Genomic DNA, 24,302 nt, shown 5'->3' on the forward strand with positions numbered 1-24,302 from the left:
GCGACCCGTTGAAGAAGAGATCGGCATCGTCACCCGGCCTCAATCCCGTCAGCGGATGACGCATCACTCCCATCGTGCATCCCATCGCCGCGGCCACATAAACTTCATCTTCTACGTTCAGCAGGGCCTTCACTTCCGCGTGTCCCTCCGCGCCCTTCAGCATCGCCGCCAGACGATCAAGCGTCGTCGGCAGCGAAAGGATCGACGTCACATCGTACGTTCTATAAACATCCGTATTGCGCAGAATCACCATGCGCCGCGAGGCCCAAGGCTGCGAGCCAAAGCGCCCATCCTTATGCCAATTTCCATTAACCGCAGACTCCCCATGCACATGCTCCAGCCGCAGCGGAAGACGCATCCGATCACGCAACTGCACCAGCTCGAAATTCGGATCGCCGATATCGATCTTCCAATAACGAATCCCAGCGTCATTACTGAGCGTCTCTAAATGACCCCCGCGGTCGCCCTCCGGCGTGTTGCGGCACCACAATGCCGCGCTGCGCCATCCCGCCTCTTTGACCGCACGATTCAACCCTCGCAGCCGTTCGGTAGCATCGCCGGTAAACGAGGGAAACTTCGCCGTCGCCAGCTCGAACGTCGCCATGCCGCCGCTCTCCCATCCATCGTCTAACAGCAGGAAGAGATCGCCGCGAACCTTCCGATAAAACTCCTTCGCCCATCCCCCGACGCCCAATACGTTATCTTCCGTCATGGCCGCACGGGCCAACTGGGCTCCAGCATCGCCTTCAAGCAGCGTTGCATCGAGCGTTCGAAGGCCATGCCCATACATATAGTTCTGCACCGCCCATGTGCACCAGTAGTTCGGCGCATCGCACGGCTTCGTGGGTACCAGGTTCATCCCTCGCTTCCGCTCTAATCCAACGCTCTGCGAAAGTCCGGACATTGCCGGTGCGATCGTCGTCGCAATCGATGCTCCGAGGAACCGCCGTCTGCTCATTCTCATCGTTGTCCCTTTAATTTCATGTAGCGAGGTTGGCTGGCATCGCGCAAAACAAGCGTAATGCCAGCCACGGAATCAAGACACAGCAGCCTCAGAACGTGAAGCGCCCGCCCAACTGTATCTCGCGCGGTGTACCGTTGGTACCGGTGATCTGCCCGAAACTCGGGTTCTGCGCCGTGCAGCACGTCGTGTTCGGGTTGGAGTAGTGCGGCGTGTTCGTCAGATTGAAGGCGTCCACCTGAAAGCTCGCGCCCATCTGCTCACGAATCCTCACCGTCTTCGACAGCGATACGTCCGAGTTTCTGTAGCTCGGCCCGAGCACCTTTCCAACGCCCGAGTTGCCCAGTTGATACTGTGCCGGAGTCGTCAGGCACGTTGTGTCGAACCACTCCGACGTCTTGCCGATCTTTCTGATCGTTGGGCACGCAAGTTCAGCACGGTTCGAAAAGCCGCTGTTGAGGTTGTCGTTCGAAATGCCGAAGCTCAACGGCTGGCCCGATTGCAGCATCGTAATACTGCTCACCTGCCATCCGCCCAGCAGCAGATCGATCGGCCGCGAGCTGTTGGCGAGCCACGTTCTGCCATGCCCAAAGGGAAGCTGGTAGACAAAGCTGGCGATGAAGTTGTTCGGCACGTTAGGCGCCTGGCTCGTTCCCACCGCGCGGTTCAGATTGTCATGCAGGGGATAGAAGACGTTCATGTCGTCGATCTCCTTCGACCACGTATACGAGACGCGGCCCTCCAGCCCATGCGAGAAGTTCTTCGTCAGCTCCGCCTGCATCGCGTGGTAGATCGACTGCCCATCCGACGTGGCATAGTTGATCGACGTCACCTCTGGCGCGATGCCATAGTACGGTCGCCGCGGCGTCAGGTCTCCCGGCCCCGGCGCAGGTGTGTCGATGTTGTAGTCGCGATAGAGATTGATCCCTCTCGTCCCCACATAGCTCAGGCTGAACGCCGTCGATGGCGTCAACTGCTGCTGGATTCCGAGGTTCCATGTATAAGCATTGTCCGGGCGGAAGTTTCTCGGTATCAGCGTCACCGAAGAGTTCGGCTGCGGAGTAACCGGCCCTGTCGTCGCCAGCGGAATGAACGCTGGCAACCCCTGCACGCTCACCTGCGTAAACGGCGTGTACGCAAGCTGCTGGTTCAAATAGTACTGCTGGAAGTACGGGAAGTTGCGCTCCAGGTTGCCGCCGATCGCTCCAAAGTTCCCCGGAAACGTCGTGATGCCAAACGCTCCGCGCACAGCCGTCCTGCCATTGTTAGGCGAATAAGAAAACCCAACCCGAGGAGCGTAGTTCCCATAGTAGTTGTCTACGTTCGGCGCACGGTTGTTGTTGCTCGCGATATCCAGCAGCCCCGTCGATAGGTTGAAGTTCGACTGTCGGTTGAACTTGTCGATCGCCTGCGTAATCACGTCCCAGCGCAGCGCCAGATTCAGCGTCAGCGATTTCGACATGTGATATTCGTCCTGCGCATACACGCCCGCCAGGTTCGCGCGCGTCGCCGGATCGGTATCGACGAACCCACGATACAGCGAAGAGGGAATGCCCAGCAGGAAGCTGGCAAAGGCATTTCCACCCACGCTATTGCTGCAGTTCGGCTGCCCCGTGCAACTGCTCGTATAGTCCGCGTTGAACGAGAAGCTGCCATTCTGGCTCGCATTGGCATTGGTCAACGAAGCCTGCAGCCGCCGATAGTCTTCGCCCACCGTGATCGTATGCTTGCCGAAGACTCGAATGAAGTTGTCGGTAATCTGGTACACGTTCGTGATGCGGTGCGAGTTCGTCCAATCCTGCGATCCCGTAGGCGCAATGTTGCCTACATCGAAGATCGCCATGCCCGACGCTCCCGCAAACGCCGCATCATTCCCGTTCGGAATCCCCAGCGCCGTATTCTCGTTGGTCCCAAAGTCGTTGCCAAAATCTTTGGTGTAAAAACGATTGAACCCGAACCGCAGCTCGTTGGTCGCCTTGGGCGAGAAGGTATGGTCATACCCGACCGCCGTGTTGTGGTCACGCGAAGAGGCATTCACATCGCCGATCTGAATGAAGCGCGTCCCCGGCGAAGGGGCCGTCAGATCGCGTCGCTGGTACGACTCGCGCGCAAACAGCCGGTCGCCGTTTCCGAACTGATAGTCCGCCTTGGCGTCGAACTGGTGGTTGTTGTCCGTCTCCGCCGTGTTCGCCTTGTAGTTCTGACTGATGCTGTTCTGATTGGTCGCCTCCGGCCAGATCGACGCATCGGCAACCATCTTCGCCGCCACCGGATCGAAGCGCGACGCAGGCACCTGGTACGCCGATCCCTGGCTCGTCGTCACAATCGGAAACGGATTGCCCGTCGACGGATCATAAAGAGTAGGGAACTGGCTGGTGAGAAACTGGCCCTGTTTCATCAGGTCGGTAGGCACGGTCAGGTTATAGGCGATGCCGTTGTTGAGCAGCAGCCCTTGATAGTCCACAAAGAAGAAAGCCTTGTTACGAATGATCGGCCCGCCCAGCGATCCGCCGAACTCATTCGAGCGGTAAGGAGCCTTGGTCAGCGCCTGCCACTGAATCGCATTCAGGCTGTCGCTGCGAAAGAACTCATACGCCGATCCGTGAAACTGGTTGGTGCCCGACTTCACAAACGCATTCACCTGCGCTCCGCCATACGTGCCAACCGTCGCGTCCGCATTGCTGGTCGAAACCTTCACCTCCTGCAACGAGTCCAGCGCAGGCGTCACGTTGATAAACGCGTTCAACAGCTCCATATTGCTCACGCCGTCCAGCGTGTAGGTCGTTCCGCCCCACGGCAGCCCGTTCACGCTGGCTGTAATCGAGCCCGACGCTCCAGCACCCGCCGCCGCCTCAGGAGCGCTGCCAAAGCCCGTCGCCACCGATCCCGGAACCGTCTGCACCAGTTGCGAGAACACCCGCCCATTCAGCGGCAGGCTCACAATCGCGTGCGTATTCAGCACCTCGCCCATCGACGAGCTGGACGTATTCACCAGCGGATTGTCCCCCGTCACCTCGACCGACTGCGTCGCCGAGCCCAGTTGCAGCGTCACATCCACGCGCGTCACGCCGTCCACGGTCACCACGTTGCCGCTCGAAACCGTCGTCTGAAACCCGGCTGCGCTCGCCTCTATCTTATAGTTGCCCGGAGGCAGCAGGTTGGCGATGTACTCTCCGTGGCTGTCCGACGTGAGTTGGCTCACCACCCCCGTATCCTGGTTGGCGACGCTGACCTTCGCTCCTGGAACCAGCGCTCCAGTCGAGTCCTGAATGGTTCCCTGCAACCGTCCGCTGACACCCTGTCCAAACGACACCGCCGCAAACAGCAGCAAGCACGCCACCGCCAGCACCGAACCGCGGAGCGGGAATCGCATAGATCGTGGGAGTTGCAAAACTTGCCGGATCTGTTCGCGCAGCCCGGGTCTACGGACCGCCTCATTGGCATTTATTGGGAATTGCATACTGCCTCCTTAATAGCTTTCAGATGAACCTCACTCCGAGCGGCGAACTCTCTCAGCATGTATCCGCTTACATCAAGCGCCGCGAACCCGGTCAACATTCGACCCATTCCGCGTCACTCGAATCGGAGTCTTCAATAGCCAGAGAACAGTAGCGCCTGAAAAGAAGAACAGTCTAGATAAACGCAGATACCCGAGTGCTACAACCGACCCAACCCCGCTGATATCTGCAATAAAAACTATAAGTTACAAGGACGTTACGCCACGTTACACGCACCTATTTTAAGCAGATTCCGTTATAGCGTCACCGCTAACGCAGTCGACAAGCCAACTCGGCCTGTCACTAAAGCACGTCATCTACCGAAGCCGGGGTCCCACCACAAACCGCACGTCATCTCGACCGAAGGCGGCGCTTTTCCCGTCGTATCGGATAATCTTTGCCCTGTTTTGTTGTCATTCCCGAAGGGAATCTGCGTTTCTTCCGAGGTTCCATGACTATCCTGGAGAGGAATATTTATAGCCTTTCGCCCACCACCACTACTTTTTCGCCGGAGCACCCACCCCACCACCCACAACCAACGCCGCCGCCGTCCCACGCGGAAAGGGATGGACCGCTGCCAGCTCTGTACTCAACACCTGGTCGCCCTTCTCCAGATGCACCTGCACCAGCGCCTGAAACCACGGCATCCCACCCGCACCCCGGCTCACCTTCAGGCCCTTCGTCGCCAGCGCCGCCGTCAGCGACTCCACCCCGGCACGCGACGTAATGAACCGGGTGACGCCCTCGGTCCCCTTCGTATCCAACCCGCCCAGCACCGCGATATTGTGCCCGGTCACCACGCCCGGCTGGATCGAGATCAGGCTGTAGTCCAGCTTCAGCACCTCGGTCTCCGGGTCGCGCTCCGTATGGTAGGCCGAGCTCTCATTCGCCCCCGGATGCGCATTGACAATCGAAGCTCGCCACTCCTCCCGCCGCGAGTCCGGATTGTCGAACCGGAAGTCTCCCGCCGCCATCAACTGCGCCACCGCAATATTCTGAAACGGCGACCCCAGCAGGATCACCGTATGCTGCTCGAGGTCCTCCGGGGTGATATTGCGGCTCGTCTTAATGGTTGGCGTCAGCCCCATCTGCGCAAACAAGCCCGCCAGCATGGCCACGCCCTCCAGCTCGCCCGTCCCGGTATAGCCATCTTCGTAATAGAGCTGCCCCGCGCTCGCCACCAGCGCCGGGTTCGAGGCGAACTCCCGCGCCAGGTGCGGATCGACCTTCGCACCCCGATTATCGCTCGCTCCCTGGCGAAAGCGGAAGAGGTCGTTCGAATCGTCCAGAAGGAAAACCGCATTCGGATAAGCGATGATTGGCGACGGATCGTTGCCAAGAAGCGCCGCCCAAAAACTCTTCACCGGATCAATTGGGTTACGAGCAGAGTTTCTTGTAGCGAATACGAGACCGTCATGGCTTGCAGTAGGCGACTGATATCTACCGGCAAAATATCCAAAAATCAGTGCAAGAAGGAGGGACGGAATCGCCCAAAGAAAAACGCTGAAGTATCGCTGGTAACTGCCAGTCGCTACGTTCTCGACAACCTGTCCGCTAATGGAGTCATGATCGGGAGATGGAAGTATGACTGCAACTGCTTCATGGGAGGTTGCTATGAGTCTGTCTCTATCGAAATCCCGATACTCGGGTAAATCTTCCCGTAGCCTGAAGGCCGGATAGTAATGCCCTTTAGGAATATCCATTAGGACCGGATCATGCGCTCCTTCCTCGTCGTAATACTCTTTTAGCTTCTGCCGCAGCCTATGGGTTTGGACGCGAACAATCGTATCTGTTTTTGGATCAAAATCTGTCTTCCGTCCGAAGGCCTCTACCCCGATTGTGTATTCTTTGAGTCCTTCGGAGTTTCCTTCAATGGCTCTTGCGCCCAAAAATTGCAACAGTTGTTGAAGCGTCAATGAGTTGCGCAAGGTGCTGGAGCGCAGAATTCGCTCGAGTTGTTGGCTCCTCTGCTCAGCAGTAGGAGCTTCATCTCTCTCTGGAATCGTTGAGGGGGTATTTGCCAATTCCGTTTCTCTTATCCCATGCTTCTGTTGTCGTGCAAGTTTAACACTTCAGGAACAGTGTTATAGGTGCCTGACCTGGTGGCAGCCAACATTTGAACGCTTGCGATCTGCTCACGCTTCTGCGGCGCTCCACGCTGACCATGCTCAACGGCAGCGACCTTCCCATCACAGCGCCGCCACCGCGATGAAGCTTACTCTGCACTACGATCATAAGGAAGTCGGGCTCACCATTGCCGATAACGGCTCTGGCATCGATGAAAATGAGGCAAAGAAAAGAAGGGTAGGGGGCTTCAAAGCATGATGACTCACGGAGCGTCGCTTCATCGCATTCCGTCCTGGCCGCCGCATTGCTACGGGGATGTACTAAAGTTTCTTTCCCATCATCTTGACGAAGTAGAACGTCATCGTCGTTTTTCCCGTGTTCCGGACGCCGTGCAGTACATTCGCTGCGGCAAACACCATGTCGCCTGTCTTTACCTGCGTCGCGACGCCGTTGACGTAGAATTCCCCGGTCCCTTCACCCACGATCATAATCTCTTCTTCAGGATGGCGGTGCGGCGGATGAGGTTGCGCTCCCGGCTCCAGCGTGACCAATCCAGCGGCAAGCGCGGCAAGCTGCCTGGTCGGGCCGTTGAAGTGCACATAAGCTTTCGCACCTGGCGCGGCACCCTCCGCTCGAAGGCCTCTGGCCATGACGACACTGCTCTCAAGGAGAGAGCCATCTGTCTTCGTATCTACATGTGTAATCTGCTGCCCGGACTGTGCTACCGCCTCTGATAACAGAGCCGCCCCTGAAAATACTGTTGCAGATGTCAGAAAGTTTCTTCGATTCATAGCTTCCTCTTCCACAGCAAGTGTATAAAATTTTAGAGTTCAGTTACGAGATGCGCGTTTATCGAGGACGAATCTGATAGCCGTTATTTGGACGGCTTTACCGGACCCCTTGTTGAACTGATAGGCGCAGCCTTGCTTCGAAGTCGGCTGCTGGGAAGTTGCAGTCACTCCCGGGGGACGGTCAATCTGGAAACTTCCCCACTAACCGAGTTTTCAGGGCAACAGCTAATCAGGGTCCAGAAAGTATTGCGAAATCGTACCCACAGAAAAGGCTGGCAGCAGGCGAACGTCCTCGCACGCTTTTGGACGATAAGTCCACGTAAGTTATCGATGTAAGTTATCGATCTAGTTTAATTTGTATAGAACTTTGTATAGAACAAGGATATTTAGGGAAGTGCGAGAAAGACTTATCTTGGTTGCCCCCGGGGATTCATGTCTACTGAAAATAAAAGGGATATAGCTATTTCTGTGCAAAATACCCGGATCAATACCCGCAAAAATTTAATCTTGTGGAGAACTTTCTGATTCGATCTCCACATGTTTTTGGGAGTTACATTGCACATCGCAAAGCAAGATTTGTCTTAAGGGCGGCACATCGAATATTAGAACAGCCGGGAGTCGAAAGGGTGCTCATACATCGCAATAATCTTCAGAAGGTTAACTTCGACGTGTTGCGGGTTGACCAGTACGTTCCATGTTTCCGGTACAAGCACGCTTGGCACTTGCAACAGCAAGGAACGCTTTTCAGAGAGCCAACGGTCTCCAATCGCTTGCGTAGCGTTAATATCCTCGGCCCAATTCGGAGATAACGAATCGGCTTCAACCTTTTCGATGGATAACGACTCAGGCCCTTCAATCCTCAATACCTGGATACGCTCAGGTCGATCCTCAGAATCGATCTCGATATGGACGAGTGTTTCGAGCAGAGCCGTCGCAGGATTCAGAGTGCAATAGACGACCGGATGGCCTTTTGTGTGCCAGCGCCCGGACACATACAGGCCGCCTACTCCATCCAAGCTCTGGTAATTGCTGACTCGCCACAGGATCATAGAACGATACTCACGCGGCAAATCCGTAATCGAGTTGTAGGAGCATCTCTTCTACCAGCCGTGCTCCTGCTTCTGTGCGCAGCATCTCTAGCGGGCTGCGCCCCTCAAAACGAGACTTCTCCTTGCGTAGCCAGCGCGCAGCCTTGGCGTCGTCACCGAAGACCTCTTCGGCCAGGGAGGTGATGCGAGCGATCCGAACGGCGCGGTCGGATTCATCGTGGGTCAGAGACTCACGGCGGGTTTTCCGATGAACCAAGGTCCGGCGTGGAACGATGAAGCTGTAGATTTCTTCATCGCTCATCCCATGATGGGAAAGCGACTCAACCGAAGCGAGAGGAAGACGTTCATCCACCAAACGGGCAAGATCACGGTCAGAACGCAGCGACGTGACTCCGAGCTTCACCTCAATGCGGCGATAAAACATCGCCGGTTCCCGCTTTTCACGAACTTCGGCAGTTTGGGCCATCGCGCCCTCCCAGGCAATCTGCCACGATTATATGGGCACATTGCTCAAACCGCAACCGGGTCGGATCACTCACGAGAAGAGCGTTTCTCGTTACCTATTTAGCGTGTTGTAGTCCGTCGGCACTTGCGCAGCAGGAGCGTAGGTCAAGCGAATCACGTCTTCGGCGATTAGTTCGTTCGCAACTAAGCGGAGCGACGGCAGAGGGCCCGAGAAGAACGGCTTGCCGCTACCAAGCACGACAGGGTGCAGGTAGAGTCGATATTCATCAATGAGACCAAGGTCGGTGAGGGCTCCAGCCAAGTCCGGGCCCCCGGCTTCAATTTCCCCAACGAGCTGTGCCTTCAGTCCTCGTATCAACGCGTCGATGTCATCGGCGACAAGAGTTGCATTGGGCCCGACCGACTTCAACGAGCGCGACACAACCCACTTTGATTGACTGCGCCATGCAGCCGCGTATTCATGTTCTTCCGCGCCCCAGTTTGCATGGTCTTCATCCCAATAACGCATGATCTGGTACATGCGGCGACCGTACACCATGCCCGAAAGTCCGCGCACATCCTCGATGAAGTGACGAAAGAGCGCGGGGCGAGGTACAAATTTCTTGTGGTCGTGGTCGACATAGCCGTCCAGCGACTGGTTCAATGCATAGACGAGTTTTGCCAAGCTACAGACCTCCAAGCCAGATGTCAGAACACCTCTGAGGCGAGGTTACATAAAGGTGAAACTCGCCGCAATGTCTTTACCCGCTGATCGCTGACGCTAAGCGTGTTTCCCGATACCTATCCGGCGCACGAACGGTCCGAGGCGGGTCGAAACTTCCCGTAACGGCGTTTCCTGACGGTGGTCTTCTGCGATACCGATCCTGGTGGCCGAGGGATCGGTGAATGCAGCAATATTGGCGCACGGCTCCTTTAGTGCCCTGAGACACTCTTTGAAGCCCTTATTGTGGCCTTTTCTTGAACTGACGACTTCTGCCGTGCAGACGTCTGCTCAAGTGGGAATCGAAGCCGAAGCTGCGTCGTGAGGCAGGACGATTGTCCACGTGTCGAACAGTCTCAGAGACAATTCTGGCATCTCACTAATGCGGGTTGGACGATTTCAACTCACATTGCGTCCTTCCCTCAGTTTTGATCGGCCCCCAGAGCAAGGTGCCTCCCGGGGTGATGGGGCTGGAAGATGATTGCAAGGCCGCGATGGCCTAGAGGTGAATTTGCAAGACCAGATCTCAATAGACTTGGCGCGCAGTCGCATTATCGGCATCGGAGAGATGGCGGATTTAGTACGACAGTACGACTGGAGTTCAACCTCGATTGGACCAGTCGAATCTTGGTCCAGAGAACTCGTCACTATTATCAATCTCACCTTGGCATCTTCATCGCCCGCAAGAACGATGTGGGGAACCGACTTAATTTTGATTTATAACGACGCTTACCGTCCCTTTCCGGGCCCGCGCCATCCGTACGCACTTGGAAAATCTGCTCGCGAAGTTTATCGCGAATCTTGGCATATAGTGGGGCCAATGCTGGAGGAAGCTCTCGCCACTGGACAAACCGTTTTCCACGAAAAGCTCCTGGTTCCCCTCCCAACGGAATCTGGGCTAAGAGACGCGTATTTGAATTATGCTTTCAATCCGATTTTCGAGGACGGGCGAATTTGTGGGTTGTTCGGCTCGCTGCACGATGTCACAGGAGAAGTTGTGGCGGTTCGCAAGCTAGCAGAGAGCGAAGCGCGTGCGTCTCGCATTCTGCAAAGCATCGGGGACGCTGTGATCGTCACAGACGAACAGGCGCTGATCACCGATATGAATCACGTTGCCGAGACCTTAACCGGCTGGACGTTAGACGATGCGCGAGGTCAGCTCCTTAGCACCGTCTTTCACATTGTGGATGAGGAACAGCGTGAACTGGCCGAAAGCCCCGCAGACAAGGTTCGGCGCCTGGGTACCGTCATAGGTCTGGCCAATCACACGATCTTGATCGGGAGAAGCGGAATCGAGACCGCGATCGATGACAGCGGAGCGCCGATCAGGGACAAAGATGGCAAGCTGACCGGGATTGTCTTGGTCTTCCGCGACATCACGGAAAGAAAGATGGCGGAAAGGACGCTAGCCGAAGGGCGAGCAAGGGCCTTTGAAGCTCTCCAGCAGGCTCCTGTCTTCTTTGCGCTTTTGCAAGGACCCGATCATGTGTTCACCATGGCGAACCCGCCCTACATGCGGTTAGTGAACAACCGCGAGGTCCTGAACAAACCCGTGAGAACCGCCCTACCTGAAGCTGTTGGGCAGGGCTATATTGAAATCCTCGATAAGGTTTTTCAGGGCGAGCCATTTGTGGGAAGCGGTCTTCGCTTTCAAGTGGACAATAGTGATGGCTTACCTCCAGATGAACACGTGATCGACTTCCTGTATCAACCATTGCGTGAAACTGACGGCAGTGTGTCAGGAATCATTGTGCTCGGGAATGATGTGACGGTCAGAAAGACTGCCGAGGAAGCGATGCAGCGGCTTGCCGCGATTGTGGATTCTTCCGACGATGTGATCCTGAGTAAAGATCTGAACGGAATAATCACGAGTTGGAATGCGGCCGCAAGCCGCCTGTTCGGCTATACACCTAAGGAAATGATCGGCGAATCTATTCTCAAGCTAATTCCCGAGTCTCTACGATCAGAAGAAACAGAGTTTCTTGAAAGCGTTCGGGCCGGAAAGCATGTGGAACACTTCGATACAGTTCGTCTTACGAAAGATGGAAACCTTATTGAGGTATCCCTCACAATTTCTCCCATCCGAGATGCCGACGGACGCGTCATTGGAGCCTCAAAAATCCTCCGCGACGTCTCCGACCGGAAACGCATCGAACGATCCCTGATTCAAGCGGAGAAGATTGCGGCTACCGGACGGATGGCAGCAACGATCGCTCACGAGATCAACAATCCCTTGGATGCAGTGGTGAATTTGCTATACCTGCTTCGTCCGATAATCCATGACCAAGATGGAATCACCTACCTCGCGATGGCGGAGGCCGAACTCGAACGTGTTTCTCATATCGCAAAGCAGACCCTCGGATACTACAGGGAAAACGCTGCGGCATCGAAGGCATCTCTTAGCGAAATTGCCAAGCACGCAGTTGCCGTCTACTCGCCTCGTTGCACTGCTGCGGGCATCACCATCTCTACTTCATTCCGATCTTCACGATTGCTAACGCTGCGCCGCGGCGAGATGACGCAAGTGATATCAAACCTTATTGCAAATTCCATACACGCGATGCCGGATGGAGGCCATTTATCGCTCATTGTCGAGGACGCCGATCAGCCCGTGAGCGGAATAACACTCAAGATTTCTGACGATGGGGTAGGCATCGCTTCCGGCAACCTGCTCAAGGTCTTTGAAGCCTTTTTCACAACTCGTACTACCGTTGGCACAGGAATTGGATTGTTCGTCGCGAAGCAATTCATTGAAGGGCACGGCGGATTTATCAGCGTTACGAGCCAAGTCAATGCGGAAAACCATGGCACAACGTTCTGCATATATTTGCCACTCCACACACCGTACGAGATTTCGGCTGACGCTCACGACTAAGGACGAATTTACATGGCTGCCAATTCATTTCCATACCGTGTTCTCTTCGTTGAAGATGAACAGAGCCTGCGCGAAACAGGCGAGCTGCTTCTTAAATCGAGGGGCTACGAAGTCCTTTGCGCCGAAGATGGCTTTGAGGGCTTGATCGCTCTTAAACGCTCTCTGCCAGACATCATCATCTCGGACCTGCGCATGCCAAACATGAACGGGTTCGAGTTCCTATCGGTCGTGAGACGGCGTTTCCCCGCCATACCGGTGATCGTAGTCTCCGGCGAATTCACAGGACTGAGTGTTCCTGAAAGCGTACTCGCGGATGCTTTTTTCCCTAAGGGGAACTACAAGCCCAATGACTTGTTCAGCAAGATCGCGGACCTACTTGAAGAACTGCCGACTCGTCCAAAACTCGGCAAACCGAGTAAAGCTGCTGTATGGGTCAAAAACGATAAAGGGACAATCGCCGTAACGTGTTCGGAATGTTTACGGACATTTCCAGTTCCCGACGCGTTGGCGGGTGTAAATGAGGTCGAATGTGACTTCTGCTCGTCCATGATCAGATTTGAGATTATCGGAGAGCCATTTGCTTCTGATGCAGCCCTGCCATTCGTACGGCGACCTGCCTGAGTTTTCGCTCGAACATCTTTCTTAAGCGACCTTTGGATCTTCTCCAAGACGATTTGAACGAACGAGGTCAGTAACGTGCGGCCGACTCTCCGGTGCTAATTGGCAACATATGGCAGCAGGATGGTGAGGAGTCCAAGCTAGGCGTCAATGATTTGATTTTGGTCAATCTATGGATGGATCGGGGTTTCTCGGCAACCGAACTCGAACTTCAGTCCCGATACCAACCTGACTTTTTATGATCAGATTTCCAGCGTGACGTTCCACAATCTCATAGGAGATGTAGAGGCCAAGGCCGTTGCCAAGGTCGCCTCTCGTGCTGTAGAACGGCTCGAAGAGGTGTCGTAACGCCTCGTCGTCCATGCCGTGCCCGTTATCCCAGATTTTGATCTCCGACATGTCGCCATCCTCCCTGGCACTGAGCCTGATTTCACCCCCTACAACCACAGCCTGAATTGCATTCGCTATTAAATTTGCCAACACCTGCGATATCTGACCGATCGTGCCGTAAACGGGGACATTTTCTCCGCCTTCGATCAGAACATTGACCTCCCGGTTTTTTATCTTGCCAGCGAAGAGTTGCAGTATGTCTTTGAAAAAATACCCTGCGGTTCTAGACTGTGGTCTCTGGACACTTTCCTTCGACCAGCGAAGTGTCTGCTTTGTGATTCCCGAAATTCTCTGCAGCTCACTCTCTGCCGATTCAATATAACCGCGAGCGGTTTCGTCTTCTTTGACTCGATTGTTCAAGAGGTACAGAAGGTTGATAATGGCCTCCAGCGGGTTGTTGATTTCGTGTGCGACGACGCTGGTCATTCTTCCTGTAAGGGCGAGTTTTTCTGTCATTCGCAGCGCCGCTTCGCGTTGTCGCCGATCGGTAAGATCGATGCAAGTGCCTGCCCAACCCGCTCTCTTACCATCGGCACGGAAGTATGGGATGGCACGAACCAGATTCCATCGGTCCGCATCATTGGATGGCGGGTGAAATCGCACTTCCAGCTCAAAGGGGATACCCTCTGTGACGGCGGCTGTCCAAAGCTTGCCGGAGCGGAGTTGGTCTTCTAGCAAAATACGTTCCTGCTCATACCAACGGCCCTGACTGGCAAAACCCTGTTCGATCCATTTCTGGTTCACAAAGGTGAGCTGACCATCATCATCTGACGTCCAGACGGGGTGAGGCAAGGCATTGGTTAATTGCAAAAATCGTGCCTCCCCGAGTTGCACGGCTTCTTCCGCACGTCTCAGGCTGATGGTCATGATCGCCCCGCGAAACTCTGTGGCCGATTCAACCTCAACTTCAGTCCAGGGCTTGCATCTGCCACGGACAAGCTCACTCCAGATTTCAAATGATTTTCTGGGGTTGAGTTTTTGACTCTTATCTTCAGTCTTGCCAGGTTCACCAGCCCACCGCACCGTTCGTACTACCTCGGGCCGAAACCACATGAGGTAGCTCTGACGGACGTGAGAGATTCGAACTACCAGCAGACCACTAGCAACCTCGCTGAATTCCGATGCCCAACCGATCTCGTTACTAAGACAGTGGCTCTCGAATACTTCGCAATCTGGCCTTCTGTCCATCCACTCCGCCAGCCTTTTTAGATCGGAGCCCAAAGGGGTGATCCCGGATACCGTAAATTGCCCATCCATCACGAGCGCTGCACCTTCCGCGTCGGTGATCTGGATCAAATCCCCCATCTGGTCCGCCATTGCTAGGAGGTAGTTATTCTCGGCAGCCATTTGGGTCAACATACGACGCTGTACTGCGTGGAAGTGCACCATCTGATGCAAACTCGCTGAGGTTGCAAGGCTCGTCAACTGAGTGGCAACCAGCCGGGTCAGCAGATCGCACGCACTGCGCACCAGGTAAGGCACCGTGCGCGGTTTTTTGTGATGCCCGCTGATGAGTCCCCAGAGCTTTCCTTCGCAGATGATCGAGATCGACATAGAAGACATCGTCCCCATATTGCGCATGTACTCCAAATGAACGGGAGAGACACTCCGAAGGATCGACATGGAAAGGTCCAGTGACCCTAGCAGTCGTTTATTGAGCCCATGCAGGGGCGACGGAACATAACTTGCATCCGGAATGATCCGGACTGTATTGAGGACGTATAGGTCGCGGGCCTGTTGCGGAATATCCGAAGCTGGGAATCTGAGATCGAGATAGCTGGGAAGAGTTCCATCGTTTTGCTCACATAGAACGGTGCCGTGGCCAGCCTCATCGAAGCGATAAAGGAGAATGCGATTGAAACCAGTAAGCTCTCCTATCTGTTCTGTAATCGCCTGGCAAAGCTCTATTTCGGTGTGAAGGTTATTGAGCTTGCTGACAAAGTTTGTGAAGACCTGATTCGTCATCTCGGGGCTGGTGAGGCGGTCCGTAAGTTCGAATTCAAGGATACGTTCGCCGTTCACCCGATGGGTCACGATACTGAAGAACCGCCCCCGCATCTGAAACGAGCCCGGGTAGGTAAGGAGCCCTTTGTCACCGCTGGAGTGGATGACGGCGCTCAGAGCTCCAAGAATCTCGCGCTCGAAAATGGTTTCCAGCGGCGCACCAAGGATCAGTCCTAACGGAACTTCGAGGAACTCTTCGGTGTTTTGACTCGCACCGACGACATGTTCATCGCGATCATCCAGCAGTAAAAGGAAGCCATGACGCTGAATACTACCCGGAATACGGATTGGCTCGTCTGCGCAATTCTGCCCACTCCGACTGACGTTGTCGGGGATATTTATATCGCCTACAAGGCTAACTTCCATCCACGGCCGATTTCCTCTGCATCCATGTTCCGAAAGTACTAAACATTGCTTTGGCAGAGGCCACCACGGCGTCTGTTTGTTCATCTGGAATTCGCAGCTTCAACATTTCACAGAACTCCTTCCACAATGGCCCGGTCTGACTGCCGCGACCGCGAAAATACGAACTTCCCTGACCTTCGCTGAGATGAAGTGCTGTTTCGACGTGGCGAGCAATGAATTGTCCGCCCAGGGTCGATCCTTCCATGACATACATGGTCCCGAAAAGCCCAGGGAGATCATTCATCTCCGGTAGCGCAGGACGCCGGTCATCTTTTTCAACTACCCCGAACCATGCCAGGTCTAGTTCTAGGAGAGGACGTCTCCGTCGGGCGCGGACTGCCGGCTGGAGCCATTCAGGGGCAATCTCAGCAGCTCGCTCTTCCCAGGCGACGACTACTCCGTATATACGTTGGAGACACTGAACATACTCTGCTACGTTGAGCCCTTGATGCATCAGCGGAACGGTACCCTCCACCTTGCGATGGTCGACTTCAGTCTCCTGTCTCAATATCTGCATGTCCAAGTCGCGGCGCTCCTCGAACACAATTTTGAGAATGTACTGGTGAAGCCAGTTATACGCTTTTTTACCTTCAGAGACCCGAAAAGCTCAGTTCGACAGCATTTCGCGAGGCAATCCACTACCTCTTGCCCTGGTGAGAGTCGGAAACTTGAACCGATTCGGGCAAATCAGTAACGGACAATCTTCTTGTCGCGAGAAACTCTTGGATTGACGCGAAATCGCCGAGTGACTCATCGCACCGGATTAGTACCGATATGTCGGCTTCTGGGAAGTTGCGGTCACGTCTGGAGTACGGTCAACCCGGAAACTGATCCACTACCCGGGTTTCCCGGGCAACAGTTAATCAGGGTCCAGAAAGTATTGCGGAGGCTTCGCATATATCTGAGCAAGTTGAATGAGTTCAAAGACTTCGATGCTGCGCTCGCCCGTCTCGCATTTCGAGAGAAACGAATGCGCCCTTTCCATGCGTGCAGAGACTTCCCGCTGCGTTAGGCCCGCTTCTTCGCGGGCCGAGATCAGCTTTTCGATAAGTCTGTCGTAAAGAACCTGATGATGCGTTGTCCTCCCCTTGCGGGAGACTCGTGTCTCAGGCTTCTTCTTCGTCACCCTTCAAGTGTGGTAAATGCTTGACGAATCCCCTAATAAGGGGCAATCTGGCTGTCATCGAATGCCTTTAAGGGAGGTAGATGTGCCGAGAGATTATTTGGAATGTGCCGAGGTCGTGGGCAAAACGATCAAGGCGCTCAGATATACAAGGACGATGTAGACGGATGCGAAACTCTTATTGAATTCACGGACGGCACATTCATCTCCAGTTCCGTCTCCCACCAATCTTCCGTCAAGGGGACCTTATTCAAGGGCGGCGTTAGGACTCCCCAGGAATTATTGTTCGCATCGAGCAACGGAGCACTTCCGCCTCCGAAAACAAATGCTCCGTTGAAAGTGTCCGGAACATAATCGTGTACGAAGATACCAAGGGCCTGAAGGCCAAATTTTATTTCGTGTTTGCCGTAAAAGACCATTACCTCGTCATCGACTTCAAGATCGCGTTCGCGGTCATTCAGGTTCTGGCTGGTCGAGCCGCGCCGGTAAAATAGCCTGCCACTTGAAGTGACGGTGCAGTGGATAGAGGCATCTGCTGAGTTTGCTTCCAAGAATAGCCGATTCGAGTCTCATCCAGAGTATTTGGGTTGATCGTAAGTGTGTTGTGCAAGCGCAGATCATACTCGCTCGCTAAGCTGTCATATCCGGCGTCCGCAAGCATAAGGCCGCCGATGCCCTGGTTGCCGAGGTTGTTGACGTTAGAGGAAAACGATAGTGTCGCAAGATCTTTCGCCGTTACTTGCCAGTCACTACGGGCAGAAGCGATCCAAAGTCGCTGAGGGGCTTCAACCGACTGATTCACGGGTACTTGGTTTCCGTTTGCATCCAGTGACACCGCTTTGACGACATTAAACTCGTCGATATCGCGCTTTTCGAGTGCGAGAGAGGAGTCTAGTTTCTTAGGAACGACTGGCCCGCTCAGCTCAAAGCCATAGCGACGTTTACCCGCTGGTGTTGCGGTCACAGAAAACGGATCGGTCGCGTTAAGGCTGCTGTCGCTATCGGTTAAGAAGAGCGCTCCATGAAATCTGTCCGCCCCGGTCTTCGTGGTGATCTCGATCCGGCCTCCGTTCCACGCAGGGTTCTGGTATTCGGGCGCAAAGATGTCGGGGTTGACGCGGATCGAAGCAATGGAGCTTTTGGGCGGCATGGCGCTGGCATTTTGAAACCCGTCCACCACAATCACGGCTGAACTTGGATCGCCGCCCGAACTTGCAGCAAGCACCTGTAATTCTCGCAACAAATCATCTGGGTCATCAGGCAATCGCCCGACATCGTCTGCATTCAGAATTGTCGTACCCGGGCCATGATCGGAGTACAACCCTGTCGCGTCCGAGCCGACCGTTATATCGGTTTCTACATGCGCAATTGCCAATTGGAGATTGAGATGTGCAACTCCTCCAGTCATGTCTTCCAGACATAAGCCGTGCTTGCGGAAAATCCTTCAGCCCGTACTGAAATCGCAGCCGAAGCTGGTGAAACGCACGGCAGCAGATAATGGCCGGAGTCATCGGTCGTGGCCTTCTCGCCACCACTTGCCTGCACCAGCGCACCGGAAATTACTGCTCCGGTCGGGTCCGTGACGTTGCCTTCGACCCGAACGCCATTGGAACACGTCTGCTGGGCCGCCGCCAAAGAAGCGATCGGCACTACAACCAATACAGTTATCCAGAGCCACCTTGTATTCATAACCCGTCTGTCTCCTGATCCGAAAATCGCAGAGACTTTGGGCAATATCCAACAGTTTGCAACGAAGGCAGTGATTTAGGCGGGGAGCAGCTCCTTTTCTGCGATGAATCCTGATCCCCGTGGATGGTCCTCGACACGCCGCTCGTCTGGTGTGCGGCCTTTCGCGCCGATGAAGCGTATGGAAGCTGTCCGATACTTTCAGACGGCAAGTTGCAGTGTTCGTAGCAGGAAATGGGGGCTTCGTTGCATAGTTCTCGTCCGCACACGCAACACATGGCAACTTCTTGACAGGCAATACCAATGGTCGAGCGCGGAGGCCGAACCGGTGCCAACAGATAACTCTAGTCAGCCAAATCGTCTTCTACTACGCGTTCATGTGTGCATTCATTGCGCCAATCCATTCCGCAGAGAAGAAGTCGAAGGACGGGTGCATACAACAGTGCTTTTCTCTGTTCGAAATGCGAAGTGGAAGGGCCGTTGAATATCGAGATTCGTGAAGTAGACGATGATGATCTCAGATATTGAAGGCCGAATGAATCACATGGCGAGCGGAAGTTTTCCCTGAGCCGTTCGACCGATAACTCCGAACTTCCTACCGGCGGCTTTGACGAACTCATTCACTAGCCGGGATTTGGTATCCTCTCGCATCGCAAGACTTGTGACGAGACGAAGACGGGGTTCAGCCAAAGGCCTCATCGTAATGCCGTCACGAGCAATTCTCCATGCCGCCGAGCGCGGCAAAAGCGCAAGTCCGTGATGCTCGCGGATCAGTTCAGAGGCTTCTTCGGGGCTGGTGAAGTGGTAGATGTCCGATGGATATGCACCTCTTTCCGCGCCGACAGATTGAATGGTGTCGTACAGATCGGGGTTTGGGTGCTTCCCGAGCACCATCCAGTTTCGCTTGTGCATCTGCTCCAGGCGAACGTCTCTGTATGCCGACAATTCATCCGCCATCGGCATTGCAATGTAAAAGGGCTTGTCCGCAATGTTCAGGACGCTAAGCTGTGGTTTTTGGGGGACACCGGTTATCACGGCAAGATCCAATGTGCCTGTACCGTGTCGGCATGGCGCGGAGACTTATCAACAGACCACCATGCCCACCATTTACGGGCAATCTTCTCAAAGCTGCTTTCAGCTTCCCGCTGCGGGTCGCCGATTTCTTTTTGCTTGGCCTGAGCCTCCGCCTTGCGCTCCGCCATGGGATCGACGCCAGCAGCCAATGTCTTTCGAGCGGCGAAATGCAGCTCGCGGGCGTCTTTAAGCGAGACGAGTGGGTATTCGCCAAACGCCATCATCTTTTCTTTGCCCTCGAAGTAGTAGCGCCAGCGCCATAGCTTCGTACCGGATGGAGGAATCAGCAAGCAAAGGCCGCCGCCATCGGTCATTTTGTACGGTTTGCCAGCAGGCTTCGCGTTCTCAATCTCCCGGATCGTGAGTGCCATCATGAGCCTCCAATATTGCGGGTACATTCGATACCCGCAATTTGTACTCACTATACCCGCATCCGTACCGCAAGAAAGTCAGGCTTCCGCCGAACCGTATCGCACCTCTGCGAACGTTAAATTTCCGCAAGTTGGACAAAACAAAACGCTCCGAGAGTTCGGAGCGGTTCAGGGCAGTTCGGGGAAGTATTGGATTGGTTGCCCCCCAGGGATTCGAACCCCGATTGGCCGAGTCAGAGTCGGCAGTCCTACCATTGAACGAGGGGGCAACAGGTGATGCAGGCGCCGCGAACATGTGCTCACCGACTGCCTTGTTAGAGTGTACGGGGAGCCTCGATTCTGGTCAATCTCCCTTGGGCTAGAATGCGAAGATGGATAACGAGATAGCTGCAAATTTCCTTGATTTTTCCTGTCGCAGGCTGGACATGGTTGCCACCAATATGAAGATCTGTCTGAGCAAGTTGACCGATCAGCAGATCTGGTCCCGTGGCGGCCCGCATGAGAATGCAGTGGGCAACATCGTCCTGCATCTCTGCGGAAATATCCGGCAATGGGCCATCCATGGAGTCGGCGGCGCAAAGGACATTCGTGTGCGCGATGCCGAGTTCAGCGCCGACGGCGGCCTGACCGGAGCAGAGCTGTCCGAGATGTTTGCCGCAACGGTAGCCGAGGCACGCAACGCCATCGCAACCCTGCCGCACGAGCGTCTCACCGACCGCACTGCTCCGCAACCCGGACGTCCTGAAGTCAGCGTGCTCGAGGCCATCTATCAGGTCGTCGCCCATGCTCACGAGCACATGGGCCAAATCATTCTGGTGACCAAGCAGATGATCGCTACCGACCTCGATCTAACCACGCCCCGGCCCCGTTGAAACACGGCAGTGGCACTATTCCACTGGCAGCTTGGCCTTGTACCCATCGCGGGTGATGATCGAGTACTTCAGCGATTTGCCCTTTTCGTCCTGCATCCGCAGGGGGTGCCCTTCGTTGTCCACAAGCAGCACCTGAATCTTGCGATAGGAGCCATCGTTCTTCATATTCGTAGGCCGATAGGTCAGAACGTACTGGTTGCGGATCGAGTTATTGATCTGCGAAAAGATATCAGGAAGTTCGCCTTGAAAAACTGGACTGAAGCTCAACCCCCCGGTCATGGCGGCGAAGGTCTTGAGCTGGTTCTGCGCCTGGAGATAATTCAGATCGCTCATGCCTCCGCGGCCGCCGCGCATTTCGTTGATGAGCGCCCCGGTGCCGATCGAAAAGATAGTGACATTCGGCGTGGCCTTGACCTTGGCCAAAATCTTATCCAGCGTCAGCTTGGAGAAGGTATCGCGCCCGCTGCCGATCAGGATGACGTACTTGCGTCCTTCGATTCGACTGAGCCGATCAAGCGTCTCGTACAGCGCGTCGAACATGTCGGTATCCGAGAAGCCCGGAATCGTCAGCGATTGCAATGCCTGTGCAACCAGGTCCTTGTTGTTCGTAAAGTCAGTGAGGATGTGGGTGCGCAGATCATAGGTCACCACGGCGACATAGTCATCAGGACGTAGCGTGCGAAAGAAGCTGTACGACGCATTCTGCATGTCGTTGATGAGGTAATAGCTGTTGGCCGCGAACTCCAGCAGCATCACTGCGGTAATCGGCGTCTGCGTCATGCGAACACTGGTGATCGTCTGCGGAACGCCATCTTCGAGCACAAGAAAGTTGCCAGCCTTCAAGCCGGGGACAAACTGGTGCGTCTTATCGAGGATGACGTTGACGTTCAGGTTGACGATCGGCACATCGACGCGCAGTGAGAAGGTCTCGTTATCAGGATTTTTGACCGTAGGCTCGGCGGGTGCAGGCGGCGGAGGCTCCGTGTCCTCCGGCTTTTTACGGATGACAAGCGGACCGTTGTCGGTCTGCGGTCCACCTTCGTCTGTATTCTGATCGGGCTTGGTCTGTTGTGCAGGGGGCGTCTGCGCGGACGGAGCGCTCTGCGCCTGTATCGCCGGAGTCGGCATCGCAAATGCAAGCGCCGCCGCAAAAGCTAGGACAGTGCATGGAAGGCAGAGGCAGTTCGCGCGAAAGCTCATCGTCAGGCTCATCATGGAAAACTCTACTCCGTACCGTTGGACGGCGCTCAGCGAGACGGGTGAGGAACCTTGGGTCCCGGACGCGGCTGCGCTATCTGGTTCCTTCTTCAATCACTGTGGGAACATAGTTCGCCGCAGGGTAGTGGGTGCCGGTTGCCATCAGCTTCTCAACCGTCTCGACTGTTCGAACGCCGCCTCGAGCACCGACCGCCATGCAGTTCAACGCGCCCGCGGCGCAGGCAAAGTCGAGTTGCCGGTCCAGCGGCCAGCCCTGATGTAGTCCATAGATGAAGCCTGCGCGGAACGTATCTCCCGCCCCGGTCGTATCGGCCACCGGTACCCGATAGGCAGGGGTATAGTGAAGCTGCTTGCCATCCCAGGCCAGCACGCCGTCCTCTCCCAACGTGGCCGCCGCCAGCTTGCAGTTGTAGCGGCGATGCATTCTGCGCAGTGCCGTCTCCAGGTCAGACTCCTTCATCAGGCGGCACGGGAACTCCTTGTTCACGATCAAATAATCGACATTCTCCATCAACTGCTCCACGCCTGGATAAAGCTCGTCCAGATCGGCGATGACAGGGATCCCAGCTTCGCGGGCCCATCCCGTCGCAACGGTCGCGGTGGCCGTATCGTAGCCGTCCACATGCAGCGCGCGTGCATTCACAATCCATTCGCGATCGAGGTTGCCGGGTTTCAGGTCGAGCCGCTCGTCCTTTCGCCAAAGCACGGTGCGGTCGCCGCCTCCGTCCACCAGGATCACCGACTGCCGGCTGGCGCAATTCGGAACCGAAATGATCTGCGTCTCCACGCCTGCCTCGGCGAAGGCATTGCGATGGAGCATCGCGGCGCTGTCGTCGCCCAGGCTGCCGATATATCGCGTGCTCATGCCCCATTGCTGGCAGGCAACCACCGTGCTTGCAACCTGCCCACCCGGCAGCACATCCGCTGTACTGAACTCCACCTTCGAGCCCTGCACCGGATAGTTTGCAAGCGCGATAACCGTATCGGTGGCGTTCAGTCCTACGCCAACAAGGTCAACCTTCGACAAATTCGTCATCTTGTTAATGTAAATGCTGTGTGACTTTGTGTGACAAACGCCAAACCGCCTGCTGCCTGTCAGCCACACATGCACGTCATCTCGACCGGAAGTGCGGGGTCCCCGACGAGCTTGCTCGTTGGGGTGCAAGCGTAGCGCAGTGGAGAGACCCTGTACCTGTATTTGCCTTTGTTTTCTTTTACCCAACCTGCCCGGCTACAGCTTTAAACCGCCTCTCAGACGCCTCGCCATCTTTCCCAACTACAATCGCTGAACAGATGCTTGCCCTGCAAAATAAACGCATCCTCGTCACCCGCACCCGCCAACAGGCCTCCGATCTTGCCGCCCGGCTTGAGGCCCTTGGCGCGACCCCTATCCTTATCCCTACCATCGAGATCGTCCCCCCTCAAAGCTATGCCCTCCTCGACTCCGCCCTCGCCCAGATAGAAACCTACGACTGGCTGCTCTTCACCAGCGCCAACGCCGTAGAAGTCTTCCACCAGCGCCTGCCAAAGAATCTGGGTGCCCCACGTCCCGATTCTGGGACGTGGGTTTCCGGAAGCCATCGATCTCCAAAGATTGCCGCCATAGGCCCAGCCACCGCACGAGCAGTGCAGGGAATCGGTCTCCCCGTCGACTTCATCCCGCCAAAATACGTCGCCGAATCGCTGGCCGAAGCCCTCGCTCCCGAAGCCCATGGCAAGCGCTTCCTCCTCATCCGCGCAGCCGAAGCCCGCGACATCCTCCCCGAAGCACTCACCACCGCCGGAGCCACCGTCACCATCGCCGAGGCCTACCGCAACCAGATCCCACCCGAGTCCATCCCCGCGCTCCGGCAACTCTTCGCCACGCCAGCCAGCTATCCAGACGCCATCACCTTCACCAGCGCCTCCACCGCTCGCAACTTCGTCTCCCTGCTCGAAGCCGCCGATCTCAGCCTCCCCTCTCAAATCGCGCTCGCTTCCATAGGCCCCATTACCTCCCAAGCTCTCAGCGACCTCGGCCTCGAACCCTCCATCGAAGCACCCGCCGCAACCATTGACGCCCTGATCCAGTCGCTGCTCGCCTATTTCACCCCGTCAGACCAACTCCGCTGATACGGCTTGTCTTTGTCAAAGAAA

Annotated in this window: 20 protein-coding genes and 1 tRNA gene; 4 read left to right on the plus strand and 17 right to left on the minus strand. The window is 55.5% G+C overall.

Annotated features, from left to right (window positions below; translation table 11 throughout):
• The 7 genes from GSQ81_RS18815 to GSQ81_RS18845 form a co-directional block, all read right to left on the minus strand.
• Positions 1 to 958 (minus strand): hypothetical protein (locus tag GSQ81_RS18815; RefSeq protein ID WP_216846504.1); only part of this gene is annotated, 958 nt, incomplete at its 3' end.
• A 94-nt stretch (positions 959 to 1,052) separates the two neighbouring features.
• Entirely contained in the window at positions 1,053 to 4,334 is a 3,282-nt protein-coding gene (locus GSQ81_RS18820) for a TonB-dependent receptor (RefSeq protein ID WP_158912355.1), read from the minus strand.
• Between the two features lie 621 nt (positions 4,335 to 4,955).
• A complete protein-coding gene (locus GSQ81_RS18825) occupies positions 4,956 to 5,822 on the minus strand; it encodes a hypothetical protein (protein WP_158912356.1) in 867 nt (288 codons plus the stop codon).
• A gap of 1,023 nt (positions 5,823 to 6,845) precedes the next feature.
• Positions 6,846 to 7,316, minus strand: a complete 471-nt coding sequence (locus tag GSQ81_RS18830; RefSeq protein WP_158912357.1) for a cupin domain-containing protein — start codon at positions 7,314 to 7,316, stop codon at positions 6,846 to 6,848.
• Between the two features lie 602 nt (positions 7,317 to 7,918).
• A complete protein-coding gene (locus GSQ81_RS18835; protein ID WP_158912358.1) occupies positions 7,919 to 8,365 on the minus strand; it encodes an RES family NAD+ phosphorylase in 447 nt (148 codons plus the stop codon).
• 10 nt (positions 8,366 to 8,375) lie between these two features.
• Positions 8,376 to 8,831, minus strand: a complete 456-nt coding sequence (locus GSQ81_RS18840) for an antitoxin Xre/MbcA/ParS toxin-binding domain-containing protein (RefSeq protein WP_216846505.1) — start codon at positions 8,829 to 8,831, stop codon at positions 8,376 to 8,378.
• Positions 8,832 to 8,921: 90 nt separating this feature from the next.
• Entirely contained in the window at positions 8,922 to 9,494 is a 573-nt protein-coding gene (locus GSQ81_RS18845) for a dihydrofolate reductase family protein (protein WP_158912359.1), read from the minus strand.
• 547 nt (positions 9,495 to 10,041) lie between these two features.
• Between GSQ81_RS18845 and GSQ81_RS18850 the strand changes: the two genes are divergently transcribed.
• Positions 10,042 to 12,405 carry a PAS domain-containing sensor histidine kinase gene (locus GSQ81_RS18850; RefSeq protein ID WP_158912360.1) on the plus strand — a complete coding sequence of 788 codons (2,364 nt, stop codon included), beginning with the start codon at positions 10,042 to 10,044 and terminating at the stop codon, positions 12,403 to 12,405.
• Positions 12,406 to 12,417: 12 nt separating this feature from the next.
• Positions 12,418 to 13,026, plus strand: a complete 609-nt coding sequence (locus tag GSQ81_RS18855; protein WP_158912361.1) for a response regulator — start codon at positions 12,418 to 12,420, stop codon at positions 13,024 to 13,026.
• 162 nt (positions 13,027 to 13,188) lie between these two features.
• Here the strand turns inward: GSQ81_RS18855 and GSQ81_RS18860 are convergent, their stop codons facing one another.
• The 8 genes from GSQ81_RS18860 to GSQ81_RS18890 form a co-directional block, all read right to left on the minus strand.
• Positions 13,189 to 15,783, minus strand: coding sequence for an ATP-binding protein (locus GSQ81_RS18860; RefSeq protein WP_158912362.1), 2,595 nt, complete (start codon positions 15,781 to 15,783; stop codon positions 13,189 to 13,191).
• On the minus strand, positions 15,773 to 16,339 hold the full coding sequence (locus GSQ81_RS18865) for a biliverdin-producing heme oxygenase (RefSeq protein ID WP_158912478.1): 567 nt from the start codon (positions 16,337 to 16,339) through the stop codon (positions 15,773 to 15,775). The genes GSQ81_RS18860 and GSQ81_RS18865 overlap by 11 nt, the downstream gene beginning before the upstream one ends.
• 342 nt (positions 16,340 to 16,681) lie before the next feature.
• Entirely contained in the window at positions 16,682 to 16,948 is a 267-nt protein-coding gene (locus tag GSQ81_RS20410; RefSeq protein WP_158912363.1) for a helix-turn-helix transcriptional regulator, read from the minus strand.
• Positions 16,949 to 17,402: 454 nt separating this feature from the next.
• Complete coding sequence (locus GSQ81_RS20175) at positions 17,403 to 18,353, minus strand: hypothetical protein (RefSeq protein ID WP_254060333.1); 951 nt, start codon at positions 18,351 to 18,353, stop codon at positions 17,403 to 17,405.
• A complete protein-coding gene (locus tag GSQ81_RS20180) occupies positions 18,350 to 18,634 on the minus strand; it encodes a carboxypeptidase-like regulatory domain-containing protein (protein WP_254060334.1) in 285 nt (94 codons plus the stop codon). Before GSQ81_RS20180 ends, GSQ81_RS20175 begins: the two co-directional genes overlap by 4 nt.
• A 537-nt stretch (positions 18,635 to 19,171) precedes the next feature.
• Positions 19,172 to 19,666, minus strand: a complete 495-nt coding sequence (locus tag GSQ81_RS18880; RefSeq protein ID WP_254060348.1) for a LysR substrate-binding domain-containing protein — start codon at positions 19,664 to 19,666, stop codon at positions 19,172 to 19,174.
• Positions 19,663 to 20,079: an Arm DNA-binding domain-containing protein gene (locus GSQ81_RS18885; RefSeq protein WP_216846507.1), complete on the minus strand. Its 417-nt coding sequence runs from the start codon at positions 20,077 to 20,079 to the stop codon at positions 19,663 to 19,665. Before GSQ81_RS18885 ends, GSQ81_RS18880 begins: the two co-directional genes overlap by 4 nt.
• Positions 20,080 to 20,271: 192 nt before the next feature.
• Positions 20,272 to 20,345: transfer RNA gene (locus tag GSQ81_RS18890), tRNA-Gln, on the minus strand.
• Positions 20,346 to 20,447: 102 nt separating this feature from the next.
• Here GSQ81_RS18890 and GSQ81_RS18895 point away from each other — a divergent pair.
• A complete protein-coding gene (locus GSQ81_RS18895) occupies positions 20,448 to 20,948 on the plus strand; it encodes a DUF1572 family protein (RefSeq protein WP_158912365.1) in 501 nt (166 codons plus the stop codon).
• A 15-nt stretch (positions 20,949 to 20,963) separates the two neighbouring features.
• Here the strand turns inward: GSQ81_RS18895 and GSQ81_RS18900 are convergent, their stop codons facing one another.
• Positions 20,964 to 22,148 carry a VWA domain-containing protein gene (locus GSQ81_RS18900; protein WP_254060336.1) on the minus strand — a complete coding sequence of 395 codons (1,185 nt, stop codon included), beginning with the start codon at positions 22,146 to 22,148 and terminating at the stop codon, positions 20,964 to 20,966.
• A 91-nt stretch (positions 22,149 to 22,239) separates the two neighbouring features.
• The gene (locus GSQ81_RS18905; protein ID WP_158912366.1) at positions 22,240 to 23,202 is read right to left on the minus strand and encodes a carbohydrate kinase family protein; all 963 of its coding nucleotides are present in this window, start codon (positions 23,200 to 23,202) and stop codon (positions 22,240 to 22,242) included.
• A 257-nt stretch (positions 23,203 to 23,459) separates the two neighbouring features.
• Here GSQ81_RS18905 and GSQ81_RS18910 point away from each other — a divergent pair, with 257 nt between their 5' ends.
• The gene (locus tag GSQ81_RS18910) at positions 23,460 to 24,278 is read left to right on the plus strand and encodes a uroporphyrinogen-III synthase (RefSeq protein ID WP_158912367.1); all 819 of its coding nucleotides are present in this window, start codon (positions 23,460 to 23,462) and stop codon (positions 24,276 to 24,278) included.
• Positions 24,279 to 24,302: the final 24 nt, after the last annotated feature.

The organism is Granulicella sp. L56 (assembly GCF_009765835.1).
GTDB lineage: Bacteria > Acidobacteriota > Terriglobia > Terriglobales > Acidobacteriaceae > Edaphobacter.

What these genes read in the sequence shown, in the direction of transcription:
- GSQ81_RS18895 (WP_158912365.1), top strand. Translation starts at nt 20,448, where the DNA reads ATGGATAACGAGATAGCTGCAAATTTCCTTGATTTTTCCTGTCGCAGG.
- GSQ81_RS18865 (WP_158912478.1), bottom strand. Translation starts at nt 16,339, where the DNA reads ATGCAGATATTGAGACAGGAGACTGAAGTCGACCATCGCAAGGTGGAG.
- GSQ81_RS18905 (WP_158912366.1), bottom strand. Translation starts at nt 23,202, where the DNA reads ATGACGAATTTGTCGAAGGTTGACCTTGTTGGCGTAGGACTGAACGCC.
- GSQ81_RS18820 (WP_158912355.1), bottom strand. Translation starts at nt 4,334, where the DNA reads ATGCGATTCCCGCTCCGCGGTTCGGTGCTGGCGGTGGCGTGCTTGCTG.
- GSQ81_RS20180 (WP_254060334.1), bottom strand. Translation starts at nt 18,634, where the DNA reads ATGAATACAAGGTGGCTCTGGATAACTGTATTGGTTGTAGTGCCGATC.
- GSQ81_RS18910 (WP_158912367.1), top strand. Translation starts at nt 23,460, where the DNA reads ATGCTTGCCCTGCAAAATAAACGCATCCTCGTCACCCGCACCCGCCAA.
- GSQ81_RS18835 (WP_158912358.1), bottom strand. Translation starts at nt 8,365, where the DNA reads ATGATCCTGTGGCGAGTCAGCAATTACCAGAGCTTGGATGGAGTAGGC.
- GSQ81_RS18885 (WP_216846507.1), bottom strand. Translation starts at nt 20,079, where the DNA reads ATGATGGCACTCACGATCCGGGAGATTGAGAACGCGAAGCCTGCTGGC.
- GSQ81_RS18900 (WP_254060336.1), bottom strand. Translation starts at nt 22,148, where the DNA reads ATGAGCTTTCGCGCGAACTGCCTCTGCCTTCCATGCACTGTCCTAGCT.
- GSQ81_RS18855 (WP_158912361.1), top strand. Translation starts at nt 12,418, where the DNA reads ATGGCTGCCAATTCATTTCCATACCGTGTTCTCTTCGTTGAAGATGAA.
- GSQ81_RS18860 (WP_158912362.1), bottom strand. Translation starts at nt 15,783, where the DNA reads ATGGAAGTTAGCCTTGTAGGCGATATAAATATCCCCGACAACGTCAGT.
- GSQ81_RS18830 (WP_158912357.1), bottom strand. Translation starts at nt 7,316, where the DNA reads ATGAATCGAAGAAACTTTCTGACATCTGCAACAGTATTTTCAGGGGCG.
- GSQ81_RS18840 (WP_216846505.1), bottom strand. Translation starts at nt 8,831, where the DNA reads ATGGCCCAAACTGCCGAAGTTCGTGAAAAGCGGGAACCGGCGATGTTT.
- GSQ81_RS20175 (WP_254060333.1), bottom strand. Translation starts at nt 18,353, where the DNA reads ATGACTGGAGGAGTTGCACATCTCAATCTCCAATTGGCAATTGCGCAT.